The sequence below is a fragment of the Ornithinibacillus jepli genome, assembly GCF_047228935.1.
Taxonomy (GTDB): Bacteria; Bacillota; Bacilli; order Bacillales; family Amphibacillaceae; genus Ornithinibacillus.
In genome coordinates, this window is sequence record NZ_JBFEGG010000001.1 from 907,883 (window position 1) to 931,421 (window position 23,539).

Below are 23,539 nucleotides of genomic sequence, written 5' to 3' on the forward strand. Positions count from 1 at the left end.
CAGGGGTTTGTTTTCATAATCAGCAGTGAGTAGTAAGAGGGTGAGTGTATGGCGAAGAAGAGAAAAAGAAAAAAGAAAAAAAGTACATTAAAGAAACAAGTCCAGTTCGAACTACTTGGGCTATTATTTGTATTTTTAGCAATCTTTGGTAGTGGTGCTACTGCTATTAGTGGTGGAGCTATTCCAAATGGATTAGAGCATATCTTTCGGTTCTTTTTAGGAATATGGTATTTTACTGCCTCGTTATTCTTATTATGTATTGGGCTTTATATTGTTGTAAAAAGACGCTATCCGAACTTTTTACATAAGAAATTCGTCGGTTTCTATATTATATTACTAGGGACACTATTATATACACATATTCAGACATATGAAAGTTTACTAGAGGCTTCAAGTAATACCTCTATTTTAAAGGCGACATGGACAACCTTTTTTGACTTTGTTGCAGGAAATGCTACTTCTGGTCAAACTGGTGGAGGTTTAATAGGGGCATTATTATTTGCCTTTTGCTATTATTTATTTTCATCTGTTGGTGCCAAAATTGTAGCAATCTTTTCGATATTAATTGGCTTAATTTTTCTGACTGAGTTTTCTTTAGGTGATTTCTGTACAAAATTGGTGAAAAATAGTAAAGCTAACATTATTACTTTGAAAGAAAAAGTGAAAACTAGAAAAAATGATAAAGCTCAAGATATAGACGATGTTATAGAAGAGGAATATAATCCTATAGATTCAATAATAGAAACGAAAGAGGAAGAGTATCCTGCTGTAACTTATGCTTTTGATGAACAAGTGAATTCGGAACCTAAAGTGTCTACTGAAAATATAAATAAACCTGCTATAGGAGTAGATGATGGAGATGATGATGTTGAAGTTTTGCCAATGACAGAGGCAGAAAATCCAGAATACATCTTACCATCACCAAGTCTATTGACTGAACCGGCACAAAATTCGCAATATCATGATAAAGCACAAATACAGTCTGTAGTTAGAAAACTAGAAAAAACGTTTCATAGCTTTGGTGTTAAAGCTAGAGTTACGAAAGTTAATGTTGGTCCAGCTGTTACCAAGTATGAAGTTTATCCAGAAGCAGGTGTAAAGGTTAGTAAAATCGTAAGTCTTCATGATGATTTGGCTTTGGCATTAGCAGCAAAAGATATTCGAATTGAAGCACCAATTCCAGGTAAATCTGCTGTAGGAATTGAAGTACCAAATCAAGAAATTGCAATGGTGTCACTACGAGAAGTGTTAGATACCATTACGAATAATCATGCTTCAAAACTTTTAGTTGGATTAGGGAAAGATATCTCTGGAGATGCGATTTTAGCAGAGTTAAATAAAATGCCCCATTTACTAATAGCAGGTGCTACTGGAAGTGGAAAGAGTGTCTGTGTAAATGGTATTATTACAACGATTTTAATGCGAGCAAAACCCCATGAAGTAAAAATGATGATGATAGATCCAAAGAAAGTAGAGTTAAATGTTTATAATGGAATTCCGCACCTTTTAGCACCTGTCGTGACGGATCCGAAAAAAGCTTCACGAGCTTTAAAAAAAGTAGTGTCTGAAATGGAAAGACGATATGAGTTATTTTCTGATACGGGCACCAGAAACATTGAAGGGTATAATGAATATGTTCGTAAATACAACCGAACACTTGATGAGACAGAGCAACAGCCTAATCTTCCGTATATTGTCGTTATTGTAGATGAATTAGCAGATTTAATGATGGTTGCTTCCAGTGATGTAGAGGATTCCATTACAAGACTTGCTCAAATGGCTAGAGCCGCAGGTATTCATCTTATAATTGCAACACAGCGACCTTCCGTAGATGTCATTACGGGGGTAATCAAGGCAAATATTCCATCTCGTATTGCTTTTAGTGTATCGTCTTCAACAGATTCTCGTACAATTCTTGACTCAGGTGGGGCAGAGAAACTACTAGGACGTGGGGATATGCTATTTCTTCCTGTTGGTTCTTCTAAGCCAATTCGTGTTCAAGGTGCTTTTTTATCAGATGAAGAAGTAGAAAGAATAGTTGATCATTGTATCGAACAACAAAAGGCAAGTTATCAGGAAGAGATGATTCCAGAGGATACAAATGAAGTAGTAGAAGAAGTTGATGATGAGCTTTTTGATGATGCAGTACAATTAATAACAGAAATGCAAAGTGCAAGTGTGTCGATGTTACAAAGAAGATTTAGAATTGGTTATACAAGAGCAGCAAGATTAATTGATGCAATGGAAGCAAGAGGAATAGTAGGTCCTTATGAAGGGAGTAAACCTAGAGCAGTACTCGTTCAACAAACAGAAGAAAAAACTTCATAATTAGTCTTCTTGAATAAAAATAAAGCTAGGTGACAATGTATAAATAAAAGTTGTCATCTAGCTTCTTTTAATAATAAATTGATATATTTTTATGACTATTCAATAGATTGAAATCGCTTCAGGTTAGTATTTTGGGAATTAGTATGTAATAAATGAAATAATCTTCGTATTTTTGGTGAAAACTATTTATTTGTTTTCAATTTAATGATATATTATTCAAGGTATGAGTTGTCAGTATTTGTCGGAAATTAGTTAACCTAATGGTTTAAGAGCAAATACTAGGGGGGACCTTATGTCCATTAAATCAGATTCTAGGCATTTATATTTGCAGGTAATTGATAAAATCAAACAAGATATAGAGACTGGTATTTATAAAGCAAATCAAAAGTTACCGTCTGAATTTGAATTATCCAAAACATTAGGCGTTTCAAGGGCAACATTGCGTGAGGCACTTAGAATTTTGGAAGAGGATAATGTTGTAACAAGAAGACATGGAGTAGGTACTTTTGTAAATCAAAAGCCTATTGTATCCTCGGGCATTGAGCAGCTTAGCAGTGTAACATACATGATTGAACAAGCTGGTAAGAAACCAGGATCACAATATTACTCTACTGAACTAATTGAACCTACGGATGAAGAGAGAACAATATTTAAACCATTTGCGTTAACCGAATTAGTAAAAATGGAGCGGGTACGTACTGCAGATGGAATGCCAGTAGTATTTTGTATTGATAAAGTACCACAAGGATTAATTCCGATTGAGGAAGCACATAAAGAAGATTCATTATTCAAGCTAATGGAAGACTTTGCTGGTAAACGAATAAGTTATGCAATTACTTATATTGAACCAGTTAGTTATCATGAAAAAATTTTCAATATACTAAATTGCGATTTTGATCAATCGCTTCTTTTACTTAAGCAAATGCATTATACAGAAGACGATAAACCAATTTTATATTCTTTAAATTATTTTCGATCTGACGTATTTAGTTTCCACGTACTGCGGAAACGTATATAACTAATGCACTTTACTTTTAGGGGGTGATTCTTGGAGGTTTATAGGACTAAGGATGTAGTTGTTATTGACAAATACTTATTTTAAAAAATATTAGGGGGTATTATCCATGAAGAAATTAAGCTTTTTACTTGTTTTGATTTTAGGATTAGGATTATTACTAGCAGCATGTGGCGGTGGAGATGACACTGATACTACTGATGGTGGCAATAATGATACTGGTAATGACGCAGGGTCTGAGGAAGCAAGCGATTTTAAAGTAGGTATGGTTACAGACTTAGGTGGAGTAGATGACAAATCATTCAACCAATCTGCATGGGAAGGTTTAGTAGCTTTCGGAGAACAAAATGGTTTAACTGAAAATGAAGGTTATCGTTACGAGCAATCGAATGCAAAGGAAGATTATGTTCCTAATTTAACTCGTCTAATCCGTGATAAATATAATTTAATTTATGGAATCGGTTTTGAATTAAAAGAAGATTTAACAACTATTGCTGAACAAAATCCAGATACTCATTTTGGTATGGTTGATGAAGTAGTGGACCTACCAAACGTTGCAAGTATTACTTTCAAAGAGCATCAAGGTTCATTTCTTGTAGGTGTTGCCGCTGCTCTTAAAACGAAAACAAATAAATTAGGTTTCGTAGGTGGAATCAATTCCCCATTAATTAATAAATTTGAAGCTGGGTTTATTGCTGGTGCTAAATCTGTTAACCCTGATATTGAAGTTGACGTGCAATATGCAGAAAGCTTTGGTGATGCTGCTAAAGGTAAGTTAATCGCAGCTAATATGTATGACAATGGTGTGGATGTCATTTATCACGCTTCAGGTGGTACTGGTAATGGAGTATTCAACCAAGCTAAAGACATTAAACAAAATGATCCAGAACGTGAAATTTGGGTAATCGGTGTAGACCGTGACCAGCATGAAGAAGGACAAGTTGGCGATCAGAATGTAACATTAACTTCTATGATTAAACGTGTAGACGTTGCTGTTGAAGAAGTTTCAACTATGTCTTTAAATGGTGAATTTCCTGGTGGAGAGCAACTAGAATTCGGTCTTGAGGAAGACGGTATTGCTTTTGCTACAACTAATCAGGAAGCTATGACAGAAGACATTATTAATACGGTTAATGAGTGGAAAGACAAAATTCTAAATGGTGAAGTAGAGATTCCAGCTTCTCATGAAGAATTAGAAGAATTCGAAGCAGGACTTTAAAAAACGTTTGAGGCTGTCCAAATGGTCTAACACATCTTTTGGGTGGTTGTTAGACCATTTATGGCAACCTCAATCTTTTTGCTTTTTAAGATCCTCAAATGAAGAAGATGCTTAGCATCTTTTTCATTTGGTGATTTTATTTTATGAAATCATATTATTTTATTATAGAATCAAAGAGAGATTTAAGAGAGGTGACATAAGTGGAATATGTAATCGAAATGTTAAACATCCGAAAAGAGTTCCCGGGTATTGTTGCAAACGATAACATTACAGTCCAATTAAAAAAGGGTGAGATTCATGCCCTATTAGGTGAGAATGGAGCAGGGAAATCTACTTTAATGAATGTTCTATTTGGGTTATATCAGCCTGAATCTGGTGAAATCAAGGTAAAAGGTGAAACAGTTAAAATTACCAATCCAAATATAGCAAATAACTTAGGCATTGGAATGGTTCACCAACATTTTATGTTAGTCGAACCTTTTACGGTTACACAAAACATTATCCTTGGAAGTGAGCCCAAAGGTGCTTTAGGTACTATTAACTTTAAGAAAGCAGAAAAAGAAATTCAAGAAATTTCTGACAGATATGGATTGAAAGTCGACCCTTCAGCAAAAATTAGTGATATTTCTGTTGGTATGCAGCAACGTGTAGAAATTTTAAAAACATTGTATCGTGGTGCCGAAGTACTTATTTTCGATGAGCCGACTGCTGTATTAACTCCTCAAGAAATTAAAGAACTAATTGAGATTATGCGTTCTTTAGTTAAAGAAGGAAAGTCTATAATCCTAATTACTCACAAATTAAAAGAGATTATGGAAGTTTGTGATCGTTGTACAGTAATTCGAAAAGGGAAAGGTATCGGAACAGTAGAAGTCAACGAAACTAATCCTGATGAATTGGCTTCTCTAATGGTAGGAAGAGAAGTAAGCTTTAAGACAGAGAAAAAGCCAGCTAATCCACAAGATGTCGTTCTTCAGATTGAAGATTTATATGTTCAGGACGCAAGAAAAGTTGACTTAGTAAAAGGATTAAATTTAGATGTACGTTCTGGTGAGATAGTTGGGATTGCTGGAGTTGACGGTAACGGTCAGTCGGAGCTAATTGAAGCGATAACAGGTCTTCGTAAATCTCGTTCAGGAAATATTAAATTAAAAGAAAAGAATATAACCAATTTAAGTCCTAGAAATGTTACGAAAAGTGGTCTAGGTCATATACCACAGGATAGACATAAGTATGGACTAGTACTTGATTATCCAATTGGAGCAAATATTGTACTTCAAACGTATTACCATAAGCCATATTCAAAAGCATCGATTCTAAATTATAAAGCGATTTATGAAAAAGCCAAAAACATTATCGATGAATATGATGTACGTACACCGAGTGAATATACACCTGCTCGTGCACTTTCTGGTGGTAATCAGCAAAAAGCAATTATTGGTCGTGAGATTGATCGATCACCCGATTTATTAATTGCTGCTCAACCTACTCGTGGTCTAGATGTTGGGGCAATTGAATTTATTCATAATAAATTAATAGAAGAACGTGACAAAGGTAGAGCAATCCTACTTGTATCGTTTGAATTAGATGAAATTATGAACGTTAGTGATCGAATTGCTGTAATGTTTGATGGAAAAATAGTTGCCAATTTAAAGCCGGAAGATACAAATGAGCAGGAATTAGGACTGTTAATGGCTGGTAGCACAGTAAATGGGGTAGGTGATTCAAATGACATCAAGTAAAAGACTATTTGGTATTATCGTACCAATCATATCAGTTATTTTAGGATTAATTGTTGGTGCAATTATTATGATTGCTTCTGGTCACAACCCAATAGATGGGTATGTAGCTTTATGGAATGGAGCTTTTTATGATGCATTTACAATCGGTGAAACTATTAGAAGAATTACCCCATTAATATTAACAGGACTTGCTATCGCTTTTGCATTCCGTACAGGTTTGTTTAACATTGGTGCTGAAGGTCAAGTTATAGTGGGTTGGTTAGCGGCAGTTTGGGTTGGAATTAGTATTGAAGCTCCAATGATTGTTCACTTACCATTAGCAATTTTAGCTGGAGCAATTGCTGGAGGATTATGGGGGCTAATTCCCGGATTATTGAAGGCTAAAATTGGCGTTCATGAAGTAATCGTAACCATAATGATGAATTACATTGCTATGTTTGTCTCCAACGAAATTGTCCGCTCTGTTTTAACGGAACATAGTACTTCTACAGAGAAAATAGCAAATACAGCTTCTTTAGGTTCAGAATGGTTACAAAGTATAACTTTTTATTCTAGAATGCATTACGGGATATTAATAGCTCTTTTTGCTGCAGCTGTGATGTGGTTTATTATTGAGCGGACTACTTTAGGATATGAACTAAAAGCAGTTGGTTTTAATAAACATGCTTCTAAATATGCGGGTATGAATGTAAGTAAAAGTATTATCCTATCCATGGTTATTTCTGGTGCTTTTGCTGGACTAGCTGGAGTAATGGAAGGTTTGGGAACATACGGAAATGTATCTGTTATTTCAGGATTTACTAACTTAGGTTTTGATGGTATCGCTGTTGCCTTATTAGGTGCTAACAACCCGATTGGAGTAGTTTTAGCAGCAATTCTATTTGGTGTGTTAAAAGAAGGTGCTGGAGAAATGCCAAGTGCAGGTGTTCCGACAGAATTAGTAGATATCATTATAGCAATTATTATTTTCTTTGTCGCATCTAGTTATATTATTCGATGGGCATTACAACGTTTTAAAAAGGAGGGAAATAAATAATGCATTTACTTGAATTAATTATACCAACTGTATTATTCTTTTCTGCTCCGCTAATATTTACTGCATTGGGAGGCGTGTTTAGTGAACGTGCAGGTGTTGTAAATATTGGACTAGAAGGATTAATGGTTATTGGTGCATTCGTAGGAATAGTTTTCAATCTGACATTCGCAGATGTTCTTGGGGGCTGGACTCCATGGATTTCTTTACTAGTAGCTATAGTTGTAGGTGCCATTTTCTCTATTATCCATGCAATAGCATCTGTATCTTTTTATGCTGATCAGACTGTAAGTGGTGTAGCAATAAATATGCTTGCACTTGGTTTAGGTATTTATTTAACAAAAATTTGGTATGGAAAAGGTCAAACGGATATGGTAGAAGAAGGATTTAATTCAACTACAATTCCAGGGTTATCTGAAATACCAATTATTGGCCCAATCTTTTTTGAAGGGATATATGTTACTTCCTATATCGCTATTGTTCTTGCCATTATCGTTTGGTTTGTTCTGTACAAAACAGCGTTTGGTCTACGATTACGTGCAGTAGGTGAACATCCGATGGCAGCTGATACGAATGGTATTAACGTATCTAGAATGCGTTATGTTGCTGTTATATTATCAGGAGCACTAGGTGGGCTAGGTGGAGCGGTATTTGCTTTAACGATTGTAGACAACTTTTCCCATTCTACTATCGTGGGGCAAGGATTTATGGCACTTGCTGCTGTAATCTTTGGTAAGTGGCATCCGCTAGGAGCAATGGGGGCTGCTTTATTCTTTGGGTTTGCTCAAAGTTTAAGTATTGTAAGTTCTGGAATTCCAATCTTAGAGGATATCCCTCAAGTGTACTTACTTATAGCACCTTATGTTCTTACCATTCTTGCTTTAGCTGGGTTTATCGGTCGTGCTGATGCACCGAAAGCAAGTGGAGTTCCTTATATTAAAGGAAGTAGATAAATTTTTATAGAAAACTGGCTTGAGTTTAAATTTTCAAGTCAGTTTTTTTTTTTTTGCTGTTTTCTTCTTAAATGGTAAACTATGGTTATTAATAAAACATTCATTGAATATGAAAAAAAGTACAAACTAATGGTTAGCTCGTTTTGAATGTATAAAATTGGAGGAAGGACTATGTCTATGATTCAAGAAGATGTAAAGAAATTAAATGGTTTAAATTTACATGTAATACCGAATGATAAATTTAAAACGGTAAACATTGTCATTAAATTTAAGGCCCCTTTAAGTCGTAATACGATTACCAAAAGGGCACTAGTACCCTATGTTTTACAGCAAGGGCCAAAAGAATATCCAAGTCGTAAAAAATTACAAATCGCTTTAGATGATCTTTACGGGGCGGTTTTGTCTATTGACGGTGGTAAAAAAGGCAATAATCATATACTTAGTTTTCGGTTAGAGGTAGCAAATGAAAAATTTATTCCAGGAGAATCCAATATAATCGAGGATGCGATCCGCCTATTAAAGGAAGTGATTTTTAAACCAAATGTAAGTAATGATTCTTTTGATAATGAAATTTTTAACCGCGAGAAAGATACGTTAAGACAGAAAATCAAATCGGTCATTGATGACAAGATGAAATATGCCAATATGAGATTGATTGATGAGATGTGTGAAGGCGAAGCATATCAATTACATGTTAGCGGATATGAGGAAGATCTCGACAAGATTACTGCTTCTGATTTATATCAATATTATATGAACTTGTTAAAAGAAGATCAAGTAGATGTTTATGTGCTTGGAGATATTGAGATAGAAAAAATGGAGAATATTATCAGTAATAATTTCACATTAGAGAATAGAAGTTTAACGGTGAACCCCGTAAAAGAAGAACAGCGTAAAACTTCGAGTAAGCCTAAAGAAGTAATCGATAAACAACGTGTCCAACAAGCAAAGCTTCATATCGGCTATCGTACTAATATATTGTATCATGATGAACATTACCCAGCTCTACAAGTATTTAATGGTATATTTGGTGCCTTCCCTAGTTCTAAATTATTTATAAATGTACGAGAAAAAAATAGTCTTGCTTACTATGCTTCGTCCAGATTAGAAAGTCATAAAGGGCTGTTACTTGTGTTTAGCGGTATTGCTCCAGATGATTACAAAAAGGCAAGAAAAATTATCGAACAACAAATGACCGCGATGAAAAATGGTGAAATTAGTGAAGAAGAGCTTGAAGAAACAAAGGATTTAATTGTCAATCAATTATTAGAAACATTAGATCATCCTCAAGGTATAATTGAGATGCTTTATCAGCAAGTAATTTCAGAATCGGAATTACAACCTAATCAGTTAATTGAAAAAATTAAAGCAGTTAAAGTGGAAGACGTTATTGAAGTAGCGAAGCAAATTGAAGAAGATACTGTATATCTACTAACAAGTGAAGGGGGAAATAGTAATGGGTAAAAAACAATATTCTCATATAGATGAGACATTACATCAGAAAAAGTTAGAAAATGGCTTAACCGTGTTTTTATTACCAAAACCTCAAATGGCTAAAACTTATGCTATATTCTCTACTAACTATGGTTCTATTGATCGAACTTTTGTACCGATTGGGGAAAAGGATAAAATAACAGTACCAGATGGGATTGCCCATTTCCTCGAACATAAATTGTTTGAAAAAGAAGATAGGGATGTATTTGCAGATTTCGGTAAAAATGGTGCATCTGCAAATGCATATACATCATTTACGAAGACAGCCTATCTGTTTTCCGCAACTACTAATGTAGAAGACAATGTGAAAATATTACTTGATTTTGTTCAAGACCCTTATTTTTCTGAGCAGTCAGTTGAGAAAGAGAAGGGTATTATCGGTCAAGAAATAAAAATGTATGACGATCAACCTGATTGGCAGTCGTTTATGGGGACTTTGAAAAGCTTATTTAAAGAAACTCCTGTCAACATTGACATTGCAGGAACGATTGAATCGATTAATGAAATTACGAAGGATGACCTTTATACTTGTTATAATACTTTTTACCATCCCGAGAATATGACCTTATTTATTGCTGGTAATTTTGAACCGGAGAAAATGATGAATCTAATTGAAGAAAATCAAAAAGCGAAAAGTTTTGATAAACTCGATGAAATAAAACGTGACTATCCTGATGAACCGGCTGAAGTTGCAAAGAAAGAAAATACAATGGAAATGTCGGTTTCTGTTGCAAAGTGTACGGTGGGGATAAAAGAATCTACAGAAGAATTACAAGGTGAAGATTTTGTGAAAAAAGACCTTCTTCAAGACATGATTTTAACGTATTATTTTTCAAAAAGTGGTCAGTTTTACGAACAACTTTACCAAGAAAAGATGATTGATTCTAGTTTTTATTTTGAAACGAATTTAGAAAAAAATTTCGGTTATTCGATCATTGGTGGAAATACAGATAATCCGGACGAGTTTATTGAAAAGCTAAAAGAGTTGCTGCTTTCAACCAACTCTGAAGAGATATTGGAAGAAGATTTTGAACGGATGAAACGGAAGAAAATAGGACAATTGTTAAGGTCCATGAACTCACTTGAAAATATTGCGAATAAGTATATTCATTATCATACTGTTGGTGTTGACTTCTTTGAATTAATTCCAGCAATTCAAAGCTTAACAGTTGATGATGCCAATCAATTTTTAAAAAACTGGATTTCGGAAGAACGATTAGGTATTTGTAAAATTGTTGGACAGTAATAAGGAGAACATATGGGGACAAATGTTTTAATTATCGGAGCAAGCGGAGAAATTGGCAGTCAAATAGCACTTCAACTAGCCAAAGAAGGGTACTCATTAATCCTTCATTATAACCAGAATGAAAAGAAGATGGAATCAATTCAAAGTGTTCTTCCAGAGAATTGTCTTTTAGATGTTATTCAAGCAGACCTAACTAAATTAGAAGAAGTAACTAGTTTACTCGAGCGTATCGTTTATCCGATTGAAGCCGTTGTTTTTGCAAGTGGAATTGCTTATTATGGTTTGTTTCAAGAAACTCCAGAGCAAATGATTGATGACATGTTATCGATACATGTTAAAGCTCCCTTAACTATCGTCAAAAAAATACTACCCTCCATGATTAGAAGGAAAGCAGGGAAGATAATCTTGATTTCCTCGATATGGGGAGAGATAGGTGCCAGTTATGAGGTATTATATTCTACGGTGAAAGGCGCACAAAATTCATTTGTAAAGGCATTAGCAAAGGAAGTCGGGCCTAGTGGAATTAGAGTAAATGCTATAAGTCCAGGATTTATTGATACAAGAATGAATCCACTTTCTTCCGAAGAGAAAGCACAATTAGTGGAAGATATTCCTCTTAACCGGGCGGGTAAACCTGATGATGTGGCAAATGCTGTAAGCTTTTTACTTAGTAAAAAGTCATCCTATATCCATGGAGAAGTATTACGTGTAACTGGTGGTTGGGATTAAAAATAAACCTCTACTCGTATTGTTACATGCATAATCAATGGATAAAATCAAATACTATGCATGTATCATGAGAAGGAGGAATGAAAATGTCTGTACTTGACAATTTTGACTCATGGAAGCAATTTTTAGCAAATAGATTAGAACAAGCAAAATCACAAGGTATGTCTCAAGATACTATTTCTCAAGTTGCTTATGAGGTTGGAGATTATCTTGCGAATAGTGTAGATGCTAAAAACAGTGAAGAGGCAATACTTCGTGAGCTATGGAATGCTGCTTCAAAAGAAGAGCAACATGCAATTGCTAATTCAATGGTTAAATTAGTACAAAATCAAGCTAATCAATAAGTTTTAACAATCAATAAAAGGAAGCTGCGCATAGTTCGTAGCTTCTTTTATGTTAAACATAAAAAATCTTTTGTATTAATTTTCATTAATAGCTTTAAACAATAGTAAAAATCATTTATTATAATTATGTAGGAACTTTTTGGTTAATTTTGCAAAGGAGCGTTTTAGGTGGCAAAGACAGAGTGGTACTTAGAATACGAAATTCAAATAAATCGCCCCGGATTATTAGGAGAAATTTCTTCTTTGCTTGGAATGTTATCAATCAATATTGTCACCATTAACGGTGTTGAAAACGGTAGAAGAGGTATGTTGTTACTTTCTGATAATAATGAACAAATAACTCGCTTAAAATTAATTTTACAAACAATGGAAACTATTCAAGTAACGAAATTACGTAAATCAAAATTGCGTGATCGTCTTGCAGTGAGGCATGGTAAATATATACATAGAGATGCAGATGATCGTAAAACGGTTCGGTTTGTTCGCGATGAATTAGGTTTACTAGTTGATTTTATGGCTGAATTATATAAGCAGGATGGGCATAAATTAATTGGTATTAGGGGAATGCCTCGTGTAGGAAAAACAGAATCCATCGTAGCAGCTAGTGTCTGTGCTAATAAACGTTGGTTATTTGTATCGAGTACTTTAATCAAACAAACCGTTAGAAATGAATTGATTGCAGGGGAATATAGTAGTGATAATATTTTTATCATTGATGGTATTGTGTCGAAGCGAAAAGCAAGTGAAAAACATTGGCAGTTAATTCGTGAAATAATGCAGCTACCGGCTATTAAAGTAGTAGAACACCCGGATATATTTGTGCAATCAACAGAGTATAATATTGATGATTTTGATTATATTATAGAACTACGCAGTGATGAAGATGAAGAAATTACATATGATGTCGTTGAAAATACACAGTTTAACCTAGGAAACAGCTTTTCGATGTTCGATTATTAAATGGATGGTGTTATATTATGGGTATTGGTGCAAGATTAAGGGAAGCAAGAGTTGCAAATGATATTTCGCTAGAAGAACTACAAGATACGACTAAGATACAAAAGAGGTATCTTGTTGCAATAGAAGAAGAAAATTTCTCCGTTTTACCCGGGAAATTTTATGCTAAAGCGTTTATTAAAGAATATGCTATTGCCGTAGGATTAGAGCCGAATGAACTAATGGAGGAATTCAAACAAGATATTCCTTCGACAGAGGAAGATACTACAACACAATATACAAGGATTGCTCGTTCAAGAAAAGATAATATGCCTACGAAAAATAATGCTATTTTTTCATTTATTCCTACTTTAATAGTTGTCATATTAATTATCGGAATTCTCTTTATAGCATGGTGGTTCTTCACGAAGTCTAATGAACAAAACGAGGAAACTCCACAAACCGATCAAACAGATGGCGGTGAGTTTTATCGACCAGAAAATAATAATGCAAATCCTAATCCTAATCCGGACGAAGATGATGCTACTGATGAAGAGTCAAATGAAGATACAAATGAGGAAGAACCTGCAGACGATAGTGGCAATCAAGACGAAAATGTGGAAGAGGAGCCTGAGTTAAATATTACAGTAACGGAACAAGGTGTACCACCTAAACCACAATCAGAGCTGGAAGTTACGAATGCTGGTGAAGAATTAAACTTTGAGTTTTCATCTACTGAAGATGTTTGGTTAGATGTTCAAAACGATAATGGACAAAGCTTTTATAGTGCTATGGTAAAGCCTAATCAACCTGTGGAGTTAACGCTAACTGGTGAAACTCGTATTTTATTAAATATCGGTAATGCACCCGGATTAACTGTAAAGATTAATGATGTTCAATTAGAATATCCTGTTGATCCATCATTAAGAGGTGCTGACCATCAACGTCTATGGTTAAATGTTGTAGAATCAAATGAATAGGATAAAACCCTTCTAAAAGCAGTATGCTGAGGAAGGGTTTTATCCCTTTATCATGAAGGAGTAAGGAAAATGAATATACCAAATAGAATAACTTTATCTCGAATTTTGTTAATACCTATCTTTATTGTAATCATGAGTGTTCCATTTAATTGGGGAGAATGGGATATTGGGAATTCCTCATTGCCAATTTCACATTTTGTTGGCGCATTACTATTTATTATTGCGTCTGCAACGGATTGGATTGATGGCCATTATGCAAGAAAGCATAATCTTGTTACGAATTTAGGGAAATTTTTAGACCCATTAGCAGATAAATTATTAGTTTCTGCAGCGTTAATTTTACTAGTTGAAATGGGATTAGCACCTGCTTGGGTAGTAATTATTATAATTAGTAGAGAATTTGCTGTCACAGGCTTACGCTTAGTTGCTGCTGGTGAAGGAATCGTTCTTGCGGCAGGTAGTATGGGAAAATTAAAAACAGCTACACAAATGATTGCTATCGCTGTTCTTCTACTACATAATTTCCCGTTCTCATTTATTGGATTTCCTTTTGGAACGGTAATGCTTTATATTGCCCTATTCTTTACAGTTTTTTCAGGGTACGATTATTTCGTTAAAAATTGGCATGTAATGAGGGATTCGAAATAATGAATCAAAATAAAGCTGAAATTATTGCGGTTGGTACTGAGCTTTTATTAGGTCAAATTGCTAATACAAATGCACAATGGATTTCCGAACAGCTTGCTTTATATGGATTAAATGTATTTTATCACGGTGTGGTCGGGGACAATCTAACAAGGGTAAAGGATACATTTGCTTTAGCAAATGAACGTTCTGATGTTGTCATTGTTACTGGTGGTCTAGGGCCAACCGATGATGATTTAACACGTGAGGCTTTTCAGTTAATTAGTGGCTTTAACATGATAGAGCATAAACCATCGATGGAGAAAATTGAAGCATTTTTTGCTAAACATCATTCTATTATGACACCAAATAATCGCAAGCAAGCAAGAGTTTTTGAAGAAGCAATAGTTGTGAATAATAAGGTTGGCATGGCACCAGGAATGCTTGTACATTATAATGATACCATTTGGATATTCTTACCTGGTGTTCCTCGAGAAATGAAAGCTATGATGCTAGAGGAAGTATTACCAATTTTGAGAAAAGAATTACAGCTTAGTGAGATTATAAAATCATATGTTCTTCGCTTTATTGGAATTGGTGAATCAAAGCTAGAACATGAGTTAAAAGAAATAATTGATCAACAAGACAATCCGACTATAGCACCTTTAGCCCAAACAAATGGTGTAATAATTCGTTTAACGGTTAAAGCCAAAGAAGAGGAAGAAGCAATAATAAAATTAGAACAGACGAAGGAAAAAATTCTAGCTAAAGTTGGAAAGTATTATGTTGGTATGAATGATGAAACTGTAGAAAAGGCTATCATCAATAGGTTACGGATGCTCAATTATACGATTGCTTCTGCAGAAAGCGTGACAGGTGGTAAATTTATTGAAAAAATTATTTCTGTTTCTGGTGCCTCCGATGTGTGTATAGGTTCAATTGTTTGTTATGACAAATCGCTGAAACGGGATATATTACATGTATCAGATGAAATTCTTGAGTCGCATGGAACGGTTAGTAGTGAGTGTGCATTAGAAATGTCAAAAAATGTAGCACATAAGCTAAGTTCTAATGTAGGAATAAGTTTTACTGGCGTTGCCGGTCCTAATTCTGTAGAAGGAAAACCTGTTGGTACAGTTTATATTTCTGTTTATATTAAGAATAAAAACCATCTAGTAGAAAGATTTGAGTTTACTGGTGATAGAAATGGTATTCGTCAGCGTGCTGTTCAAAAGGGTTTCGAAATTTTATTAAATCTACTAAAATAATGAAACACTAAGTAATAAATCATAAAAAATCGATTATATGGTATTCATTTTCCTTATAATCGATTTTTTTGTAGATTAACAAGTAAAAAAAAGGGGAACATTTATTCGTTTTTTTACTTGGCAAAATGAAGAAAACAATGTATGATAGATATAGTTAATTTAAGGAGGTAGTTTCGTTGAGTGATAGAAAACAAGCCTTAGACATGGCTTTAAAACAAATAGAAAAACAGTTCGGTAAGGGTTCTGTTATGAAATTGGGAGAACAAGCAGGCCAGAAACTAGCAACTACTTCTAGTGGCTCATTAGCATTAGATATTGCATTAGGGATTGGTGGATATCCGAAAGGAAGAATCATTGAAATTTATGGACCAGAGTCATCAGGTAAAACAACTGTTGCTCTACATGCTATTGCTGAAGCGCAAAAGGCGGGTGGGCAAGCGGCATTTATTGATGCGGAACATGCACTTGATCCAACGTATGCAAGGGCATTAGGTGTTAATATTGACGAATTGTTACTATCACAGCCTGATACAGGGGAACAAGCATTAGAAATTGCTGAAGCATTAGTTCGAAGTGGGGCAGTTGACATCTTAGTAGTAGACTCCGTAGCAGCCTTAGTACCAAAAGCAGAAATTGAAGGTGAAATGGGAGATTCTCACATGGGTCTGCAAGCTAGACTTATGTCACAAGCATTAAGAAAATTATCAGGTGCAATTAATAAATCCAAAACCACTGCAATTTTCATTAACCAAGTTCGTGAAAAAATCGGTGTTATGTTTGGTAATCCAGAAACCACTCCTGGTGGACGTGCATTAAAATTCTATTCATCTGTTCGACTTGAAGTTCGTCGTGCGGAAACGTTAAAACAAGGTAATGATATGATTGGTAATAGAGCAAAAATTAAAGTTGTAAAAAACAAGGTTGCACCACCTTTTAAAACAGCAGAGGTAGATATTATGTATGGTGAAGGTATTTCTATAGAAGGTGAAATACTTGATATTGGATCAGACTTAGATGTTGTACAAAAAAGTGGAGCATGGTATGCGTACCAAGGCGAAAGATTAGGTCAAGGAAGAGAGAATGCAAAAGTATTCTTAAAAGAAAATCCAGAAATTATGGATGAGATTCATCAAGCTATCCGTGATCATTATGAATTAGATGGTGTTGCAGAAGTTGATTTAGAGGACGGGGAGCCAACACAAGAAACACTTGATGTTTAAATTTTAAACATAATTAAGGGGTCTGTCTTTCTAACATATATGGTATGTATCTCATACGTATATGTTAGAAAGACAGACCTTTTTGTATTACATAAAATTTTGAAAACAATATTTGTAATATTTTTGTCGATTCCTTGACATTATTTTTCTAGACAGATAAAATTAAATTGTATAATTTTATATTTTTATTATACGAATTTTAAATTATTCATTGAATATGGTACATGCCGACAATTTAAATGAATGAACCGAAACAATTTTATAGCAAGAGGAGGTGAAAACGTGGAAGACTATCTACTCATCTCCATTTTGCTTGCCGTAATTTTCCTTATAGTCGGTTTGTTTGTTGGTTATCTGATTCGTAAATCTATTGCGGAGGCTAAAATTTCTAGTGCGGAAAACTTAGCGAAGCAAATAGTTGAAGAAGCACATCGAAATGCAGATGCCGCTAAAAAAGAGGCGCTTCTTGAGGCGAAGGATGAAAATCATAGACTTCGTCAGCAGACAGAGCAGGAATTACGTGAACGTCGTTCTGAAGTACAAAAGCAAGAAAATCGCCTGATGCAAAGAGAAGAAAATCTGGATAGAAAAAGTGAAACATTGGATAAGCGCGAGTTGATGCTAGAAAAACGCGAACAATCGCTTACAGAAAAACAACAACAAATTGAAGAAATGGAAAGCAAAGTGGAAGTATTGCTACAAGAGCAGCAAACGGAGCTTGAACGCATTTCTGGATATACTACTGATCAGGCAAGAAGCATCATTTTAGAGCGGCTTGAAAAGGAATTGGCACATGAATCAGCAATTATGATAAAAGAATCTGAAAATCGTGCAAAAGAAGAGGCGGATAAGAAAGCGAAAAGTATTCTATCTTTAGCTTTACAACGCTGTGCTGCAGACCACGTTGCTGAGACTACTGTATCTGTTGTGAATCTTCCAAATGATGAAATGAAAGGTCGTATTATTGGTCGTGAAGGTCGAAATATTCGTACGTTAGAAACGTTAACGGGAATCGATTTAATTATTGATGATACACCAGAAGCTGTAATACTTTCTGGTTTTGACCCTATTCGTAGAGAGACGGCTCGTATAGCGTTAGAAAAACTAGTTCAGGATGGCAGAATTCACCCAGCAAGAATTGAAGAAATGGTGGATAAAGCTCGTCGTGAGGTGGACGAATTTATACGAGAAGTTGGGGAAGAAACAACATTTGAGGTTGGGGTTCATGGTCTACATCCTGATTTAATTAAAATCCTTGGTCGCCTAAAATATCGTACAAGCTATGGTCAAAATGTATTGAAGCATTCAACAGAAGTTGCATATTTATCAGGTTTACTTGCTGCTGAATTAGGTGAAGATGAAAGATTAGCAAGAAGAGCTGGATTGCTTCATGATATTGGTAAGGCAATTGATCATGAAGTAGAAGGAAGCCACGTTGAAATTGGTAAAGAGCTTGCAACGAAATACAAAGAACACGAAGTCGTAATCAATGCGATTGCTTCTCACCATGGTGATGAAGAAGCTACTTCCGTCATTTCGGTATTAGTAGCTGCAGCAGATGCATTATCAGCTGCGCGCCCTGGTGCTAGAAGTGAGACATTAGAAAACTATATCAAACGTTTAGAGAAGCTAGAGGAAATTTCTGAGTCATTTGCAGGTGTTGAAAAATCATTTGCAATACAGGCTGGTAGAGAAATTCGAATCATGGTTAAGCCAGATGAAATAGATGATATAGATTCTGCACGTATTGCGCGAGATATTCGTAAGCGTATTGAAAGTGAGCTTGATTATCCTGGTCATATTAAAGTGACAGTGATTCGTGAAACTAGAGCAGTAGAATATGCTAAATAATATGTACGGAGTAAGTGGGGGATAAAAAGCCCCCACTTTTTGTATTTTCTAATAGACCATATATTATTTTGACATTATTTAAAGGATATGAAAAACTAAAACTACATAGAAATGATAAGGATGATTAAAACAATGAAAATTTTATTTATTGGTGATGTTTTTGGCTCTCCTGGAAGGGATATGGTACATGAATATTTACCTAGACTAAAAGAAAAATATAGACCACATGCGATTATTATAAATGGAGAAAATGCCGCTTCAGGTAAAGGGATTACAGAAAAAATATATAAACAGTTTATGGAACTAGGATCACATGTGATTACGATGGGGAATCACACTTGGGACAAAAAGGACATCTTTGAATTTATTGATGATGCTAAGAATTTAATTAGACCAGCAAATTATCCAATAGGTACTCCTGGTAAAGGATTAACTTTTATAAATATTAATGGAACTGAAGTAGCAGTTATGAATTTACAAGGGCGCACATTCTTACCAGCTATTGATGATCCGTTTACAAAGGCTGATGAACTAATTGAAGAGGCAAAGAAAAGAACGAATATTATCTTTTTAGACTTCCACGCTGAAGCTACGAGTGAAAAACAGGCTATGGGTTGGTATGTAGATGGTCGTGTAAGTGCTGTTGTAGGGACCCATACACATACCCAAACTGCAGATAATCGCATTTTACCGAATGGTACTGCATATATTACTGATGTAGGCATGACGGGACCTTATGATGGAATATTAGGAGTTGAACGGGATGCAGTTTTGAAAAAGTTCTTAACAAGCTTACCTGTACGGTTTGAACCGGATACGAATGGAAGGAATCAGTTAAACGCTGTTTTAGTCACTATAAGTGATGACAATGGAAAGGCAAGTAATATTGATAGAATTATCATAAATGATGACCATCCATTCTTTTCTTAAAGCCTTCTGGTAGCATGGATATTTGAATTTTTTGAATTGTTGATGCATAATAAGGTTATAAGCTAACGCCTAAAAGAATATAGTAGCAATAGAACTATAATAGGAAATGAAGGAGGTACTAGTATTGGAAATATTGAAGGTCTCAGCTAAATCAAACCCAAATTCAGTAGCGGGAGCACTTGCGAACGTATTACGCGAACGTGGCACAGCAGAAATACAGGCTATTGGCGCTGGTGCATTAAACCAGGCCGTAAAAGCAGTTGCTATCGCTAGAGGATTTGTGGCCCCAAGTGGAGTAGATTTAATTTGTATTCCAGCTTTTACAGATATTATGATTGACAACGAGGAAAGGACAGCAATTAAATTAATTGTTGAGCCGAGATAACATAATGTATACATAGTGCTACGCTTCCTAGCGTAGCACTTTTTTATTTCCGCTTACCAATATAGTTGACAATATATATAAACTAGGTAGAGGACTAAGCAGTGCAAATACACGCAAACCGCTTGAAAAGATAAACATTTTTTACTGTGCACGAAGTTTCGTTTCGAAAGTGTTTCATTAAGAGATTATTAGCAGCCCACGGTAAGGAGACGTTACGAGGTACTTTCGAGAATAGGTCGCAATGATGCTGTAAGTAAAAGGCTAGTATATTCGAACCGTGGATTACAAGCTATGCTAAAATTTAGTTTTAAATTTATTGTGTCGTTTTCTCACATTTATTGTTAAATTCAATGAAAGGCTTTATACTGTAATAATGAGTAACTATACATATTAAATTCCTGAGCATTAGAAAGGAGTTCGTCTGATGAATGAAAAACAACGACTTGAACAAGCACAAATAAATCCAGTTCAATCTACTGAAATTAATTCAGAAAAAGATAATATCGAACGTATAAAGAAGATGTCTAGTGATGATTTAATTGCAAAATATTTTCAAACAAGTTATCAACCACCTGATTTAAAAAAAGCTAGAAAGCGTCGTAGGGAAGAAGTGCAATTTCATTATGACTTTAACATCCCAGAAGATATGCAGGAAATCGGAAAAGGGAAAAAGTTCCTTATCCGTACATATGGTTGCCAAATGAATGAACATGATACAGAAGTCATGGCAGGTATACTAACAGAGATGGGATATGAGTCTACTACAGAAACTAGTGAAGCAGATCTTATTTTACTTAACACCTGTGCAATCCGTGAAAATGCAGAGAATAAAGTATTTGGTGAGATTGGCCATTTAAAGCCTTTAAAAGTAGAGAAGCCAGACTTAATTTTAGGGGTCTGTGGTTGTATGTCCCAAGAGGAGTCTGTTGTTGACCGTATCATGAAAAAGCATCAACATATAGATTTAGTTTTTGGTACACATAATATCCACCGCTTGCCGCATTTAGTAAAAGATGCAATGTTTGGTAAAGCTCAAGTGGTTGAAGTTTGGTCTAAAGAAGGGGATATAATTGAGAACCTTCCAAAAGTTCGAAACGGAAAAATAAAAGCATGGGTTAACATTATGTATGGCTGTGATAAATTCTGTACGTACTGCATTGTTCCGATGACGCGTGGTAAAGAAAGAAGTCGTAGGCCAGAGGATATTATTCAAGAAGTTCGTCAACTAGCTGCAGAAGGTTATCAAGAGATTACTTTACTCGGACAAAATGTGAATGCTTATGGGAAGGACTTTGAAGATATTGATTATCGATTTGGTGATTTAATGGACGATATTCATAAGATTGACATTCCAAGAGTTCGTTTTACTACATCTCATCCAAGAGACTTCGATGATCATTTAATTGAAGTATTAGCTAAAGGTGGTAACCTACTTGACCATATTCATTTACCAGTTCAATCTGGTAGTAATGAAGTCTTAAAGCGAATGAATCGTAAATATACTCGTGAAGATTATCTTGAATTAGTTCGCAAAATTAGAAAAGCAATCCCCAATGCGACATTAACTACAGATATTATTGTAGGGTTCCCGAATGAGACGGAGGAGCAATTTGAGGAAACGATGTCTCTAGTAGAGGAAGTAGGCTTTGAAGCTGCCTATACATTTATTTATTCTCCACGTGAGGGTACTCCTGCAGCAAAGAAAAAAGACGACGTACCAGAAGAAGTGAAAAAGCAACGGCTTTATCGTTTGAACGAACTAGTAAACAAACAATCTGCTGCTTCCATGAAGTCTTATGAAGATAAAATAGTTAAAGTACTTGTGGAAGGTGAAAGCAAAAAAGATCCAAATGTTCTTGCAGGATACACAGAAAAGAACAAATTAGTTAATTTTAAAGGACCTAAATCGGCAATTGGTAAAATTGTAGAAGTTAAAATAACAGAAGCAAAAACATGGTCCTTAAATGGTGTCATGGTCGAAAATACAGTTGAGGTGAAATAAATGGCAGAATATACACGCACACAAATTCTTGAAGAAGCAAAAAAACTTGCAGATATGCTTGCAAATACAGAAGAAATTGATCGTTTTAAGCAAGTAGAAACTAAGATAAATGAAAATAAAAAGGTTCAAAAATTAATCCAAAAAATAAAGACGTTACAGAAACAAGCTGTTAATTTCCAAGCCTATGAGAAAAGAGAAGCTTTAAAACGTATAGAGGATGAAATTGACCGACTACAAGCAGAGATCGATGAAATTCCCATTGTACAAGAATTTAAAGAAACTCAGATTGTAGTTAATGATGTATTACAGCTTGTTTCCAAAACAATTGCACGTGAAGTTACGAATAAAGTTATTGAATCAACAGGTGGAGATCCGTTATCAGGAAAAACAGGTAGTGGAGAGAGAAATAGTGTAGGTTGTGAGCATTAATAAAAACAAGCAAGAGATAATAATATTTCTTGCTTGTTTTTTATATATCCCTATAACACGTTCTCTGAAACGGTTATAGCCCAATTTTTAACATTCTCCTCAAGTCTTTCTACATTCATTATGCACTTTAGGTATTTGTCTTGCATAAAATGACTATGAAAAAAGAGGAGGTAAACGTTATTATGAGTTTTCTAGATAAAGACTATCGAGAAATAATTACAAAAGCGGTTATCGGTAAGGGTAAAAAATTCACGCAAGCTACTCATTCCGTTTCGCCATCACATAGACCTACAAGTATCCTTGGATGCTGGGTGATTAATCATCTTTACAATGCAAAGAAAAAATCAGAAGATACCATTGAAGTTAACGGAAGCTATGAAATTAACATTTGGTATTCTTATAATGATAATACAAAAACAGAGGTAGTAACAGAACGAGTGACATACAGTGACTTTATCCCTCTAGGTGTATTAGACGAAAACTGCATTAGTGATGATTATGATGTGATTTGCAAAGTGCTTCAACAACCAAATTGCTTGGAGTGCAGAATTTCCAACCAAGGAAATAAAATTCTGGTAGATATTGAAAGAGAATTCTTAGTGCAAGTGCTTGGTGAAACGAAAGTATTTGTTAAAGTAAAGCCTAACGCACACAAATTACAAGATGATGAGGAAAGCTGGGATTACACGGTGACAGAGGATGAGTTAAGTGATCTTAATCCAGATTTCCTAGAAAGTAGCTCAAGTAGTAGAAGTAAAGATTAATGAACTTACGGGGGATGTTCCTCGTAAGTTTTTTTTTGAACGCAAGT

21 protein-coding genes are annotated in these 23,539 nt (G+C 34.9%); all 21 read left to right on the top strand.

From position 1 onward, the window contains the following. The first annotated feature begins 48 nt into the window (after window positions 1-48). Complete coding sequence (locus AB1K81_RS04730) at window positions 49-2,328, top strand: FtsK/SpoIIIE family DNA translocase (RefSeq protein ID WP_412975498.1); 2,280 nt, start codon at window positions 49-51, stop codon at window positions 2,326-2,328. Between the two features lie 292 nt (window positions 2,329-2,620). After that, window positions 2,621-3,346 carry a GntR family transcriptional regulator gene (locus tag AB1K81_RS04735; protein WP_412975499.1) on the top strand — a complete coding sequence of 242 codons (726 nt, stop codon included), beginning with the start codon at window positions 2,621-2,623 and terminating at the stop codon, window positions 3,344-3,346. A 106-nt stretch (window positions 3,347-3,452) separates the two neighbouring features. Then, window positions 3,453-4,562, top strand: coding sequence for a BMP family lipoprotein (locus tag AB1K81_RS04740; RefSeq protein WP_412975500.1), 1,110 nt, complete (start codon window positions 3,453-3,455; stop codon window positions 4,560-4,562). A gap of 200 nt (window positions 4,563-4,762) precedes the next feature. After that, a complete protein-coding gene (locus AB1K81_RS04745; RefSeq protein ID WP_412975501.1) occupies window positions 4,763-6,304 on the top strand; it encodes an ABC transporter ATP-binding protein in 1,542 nt (513 codons plus the stop codon). After that, window positions 6,291-7,340 (top strand): ABC transporter permease, encoded by a 1,050-nt coding sequence (locus tag AB1K81_RS04750; RefSeq protein ID WP_412975502.1) that lies wholly within the window; start codon window positions 6,291-6,293, stop codon window positions 7,338-7,340. Before AB1K81_RS04745 ends, AB1K81_RS04750 begins: the two co-directional genes overlap by 14 nt. After that, on the top strand, window positions 7,340-8,290 hold the full coding sequence (locus AB1K81_RS04755) for an ABC transporter permease (RefSeq protein ID WP_412975503.1): 951 nt from the start codon (window positions 7,340-7,342) through the stop codon (window positions 8,288-8,290). Before AB1K81_RS04750 ends, AB1K81_RS04755 begins: the two co-directional genes overlap by 1 nt. Window positions 8,291-8,461: 171 nt before the next feature. Then, the gene (yfmF, locus tag AB1K81_RS04760; RefSeq protein WP_412975504.1) at window positions 8,462-9,754 is read left to right on the top strand and encodes an EF-P 5-aminopentanol modification-associated protein YfmF; all 1,293 of its coding nucleotides are present in this window, start codon (window positions 8,462-8,464) and stop codon (window positions 9,752-9,754) included. Next, window positions 9,747-11,030 (top strand): EF-P 5-aminopentanol modification-associated protein YfmH, encoded by a 1,284-nt coding sequence (gene yfmH, locus AB1K81_RS04765; protein WP_412975505.1) that lies wholly within the window; start codon window positions 9,747-9,749, stop codon window positions 11,028-11,030. The genes yfmF and yfmH overlap by 8 nt, the downstream gene beginning before the upstream one ends. 12 nt (window positions 11,031-11,042) lie before the next feature. After that, complete coding sequence (ymfI, locus tag AB1K81_RS04770; RefSeq protein ID WP_412975506.1) at window positions 11,043-11,759, top strand: elongation factor P 5-aminopentanone reductase; 717 nt, start codon at window positions 11,043-11,045, stop codon at window positions 11,757-11,759. Between the two features lie 86 nt (window positions 11,760-11,845). Continuing rightward, complete coding sequence (locus tag AB1K81_RS04775; protein ID WP_412975507.1) at window positions 11,846-12,103, top strand: DUF3243 domain-containing protein; 258 nt, start codon at window positions 11,846-11,848, stop codon at window positions 12,101-12,103. A gap of 168 nt (window positions 12,104-12,271) precedes the next feature. Beyond that, window positions 12,272-13,063 (top strand): DUF3388 domain-containing protein, encoded by a 792-nt coding sequence (locus AB1K81_RS04780; protein ID WP_412975508.1) that lies wholly within the window; start codon window positions 12,272-12,274, stop codon window positions 13,061-13,063. A gap of 17 nt (window positions 13,064-13,080) precedes the next feature. Beyond that, window positions 13,081-14,019, top strand: coding sequence for a helix-turn-helix domain-containing protein (locus tag AB1K81_RS04785; protein WP_412975509.1), 939 nt, complete (start codon window positions 13,081-13,083; stop codon window positions 14,017-14,019). Window positions 14,020-14,088: 69 nt separating this feature from the next. Further along, window positions 14,089-14,667, top strand: a complete 579-nt coding sequence (gene pgsA, locus AB1K81_RS04790; protein WP_412975510.1) for a CDP-diacylglycerol--glycerol-3-phosphate 3-phosphatidyltransferase — start codon at window positions 14,089-14,091, stop codon at window positions 14,665-14,667. Beyond that, a complete protein-coding gene (locus tag AB1K81_RS04795) occupies window positions 14,667-15,911 on the top strand; it encodes a competence/damage-inducible protein A (protein ID WP_412975511.1) in 1,245 nt (414 codons plus the stop codon). The genes pgsA and AB1K81_RS04795 overlap by 1 nt, the downstream gene beginning before the upstream one ends. A 176-nt stretch (window positions 15,912-16,087) precedes the next feature. Then, window positions 16,088-17,131, top strand: a complete 1,044-nt coding sequence (gene recA / locus AB1K81_RS04800) for a recombinase RecA (RefSeq protein WP_412975512.1) — start codon at window positions 16,088-16,090, stop codon at window positions 17,129-17,131. Between the two features lie 243 nt (window positions 17,132-17,374). Further along, window positions 17,375-18,982 (top strand): ribonuclease Y, encoded by a 1,608-nt coding sequence (rny, locus tag AB1K81_RS04805; protein ID WP_412975513.1) that lies wholly within the window; start codon window positions 17,375-17,377, stop codon window positions 18,980-18,982. 132 nt (window positions 18,983-19,114) lie between these two features. Then, on the top strand, window positions 19,115-19,912 hold the full coding sequence (locus AB1K81_RS04810) for a TIGR00282 family metallophosphoesterase (RefSeq protein WP_412975514.1): 798 nt from the start codon (window positions 19,115-19,117) through the stop codon (window positions 19,910-19,912). Between the two features lie 124 nt (window positions 19,913-20,036). After that, a complete protein-coding gene (gene spoVS, locus AB1K81_RS04815) occupies window positions 20,037-20,297 on the top strand; it encodes a stage V sporulation protein SpoVS (protein ID WP_010093295.1) in 261 nt (86 codons plus the stop codon). A gap of 424 nt (window positions 20,298-20,721) precedes the next feature. Further along, window positions 20,722-22,299: a tRNA (N6-isopentenyl adenosine(37)-C2)-methylthiotransferase MiaB gene (gene miaB / locus AB1K81_RS04820; protein ID WP_412975515.1), complete on the top strand. Its 1,578-nt coding sequence runs from the start codon at window positions 20,722-20,724 to the stop codon at window positions 22,297-22,299. After that, entirely contained in the window at window positions 22,300-22,728 is a 429-nt protein-coding gene (locus tag AB1K81_RS04825) for a YlbF/YmcA family competence regulator (RefSeq protein ID WP_412975516.1), read from the top strand. A gap of 182 nt (window positions 22,729-22,910) precedes the next feature. After that, the gene (cotE, locus tag AB1K81_RS04830; RefSeq protein WP_412975517.1) at window positions 22,911-23,492 is read left to right on the top strand and encodes an outer spore coat protein CotE; all 582 of its coding nucleotides are present in this window, start codon (window positions 22,911-22,913) and stop codon (window positions 23,490-23,492) included. Window positions 23,493-23,539 lie beyond the last annotated feature (47 nt).

Bases quoted from the DNA above. Each gene is read 5' to 3' on its own strand.
- AB1K81_RS04730 (WP_412975498.1), top strand. From the start codon at position 49: ATGGCGAAGAAGAGAAAAAGAAAAAAGAAAAAAAGTACATTAAAGAAA.
- AB1K81_RS04735 (WP_412975499.1), top strand. From the start codon at position 2,621: ATGTCCATTAAATCAGATTCTAGGCATTTATATTTGCAGGTAATTGAT.
- AB1K81_RS04740 (WP_412975500.1), top strand. From the start codon at position 3,453: ATGAAGAAATTAAGCTTTTTACTTGTTTTGATTTTAGGATTAGGATTA.
- AB1K81_RS04750 (WP_412975502.1), top strand. From the start codon at position 6,291: ATGACATCAAGTAAAAGACTATTTGGTATTATCGTACCAATCATATCA.
- AB1K81_RS04755 (WP_412975503.1), top strand. From the start codon at position 7,340: ATGCATTTACTTGAATTAATTATACCAACTGTATTATTCTTTTCTGCT.
- yfmF (WP_412975504.1), top strand. From the start codon at position 8,462: ATGTCTATGATTCAAGAAGATGTAAAGAAATTAAATGGTTTAAATTTA.
- yfmH (WP_412975505.1), top strand. From the start codon at position 9,747: ATGGGTAAAAAACAATATTCTCATATAGATGAGACATTACATCAGAAA.
- ymfI (WP_412975506.1), top strand. From the start codon at position 11,043: ATGGGGACAAATGTTTTAATTATCGGAGCAAGCGGAGAAATTGGCAGT.
- AB1K81_RS04775 (WP_412975507.1), top strand. From the start codon at position 11,846: ATGTCTGTACTTGACAATTTTGACTCATGGAAGCAATTTTTAGCAAAT.
- AB1K81_RS04785 (WP_412975509.1), top strand. From the start codon at position 13,081: ATGGGTATTGGTGCAAGATTAAGGGAAGCAAGAGTTGCAAATGATATT.
- pgsA (WP_412975510.1), top strand. From the start codon at position 14,089: ATGAATATACCAAATAGAATAACTTTATCTCGAATTTTGTTAATACCT.
- AB1K81_RS04795 (WP_412975511.1), top strand. From the start codon at position 14,667: ATGAATCAAAATAAAGCTGAAATTATTGCGGTTGGTACTGAGCTTTTA.
- rny (WP_412975513.1), top strand. From the start codon at position 17,375: ATGAACCGAAACAATTTTATAGCAAGAGGAGGTGAAAACGTGGAAGAC.
- AB1K81_RS04810 (WP_412975514.1), top strand. From the start codon at position 19,115: ATGAAAATTTTATTTATTGGTGATGTTTTTGGCTCTCCTGGAAGGGAT.
- miaB (WP_412975515.1), top strand. From the start codon at position 20,722: ATGAATGAAAAACAACGACTTGAACAAGCACAAATAAATCCAGTTCAA.
- AB1K81_RS04825 (WP_412975516.1), top strand. From the start codon at position 22,300: ATGGCAGAATATACACGCACACAAATTCTTGAAGAAGCAAAAAAACTT.
- cotE (WP_412975517.1), top strand. From the start codon at position 22,911: ATGAGTTTTCTAGATAAAGACTATCGAGAAATAATTACAAAAGCGGTT.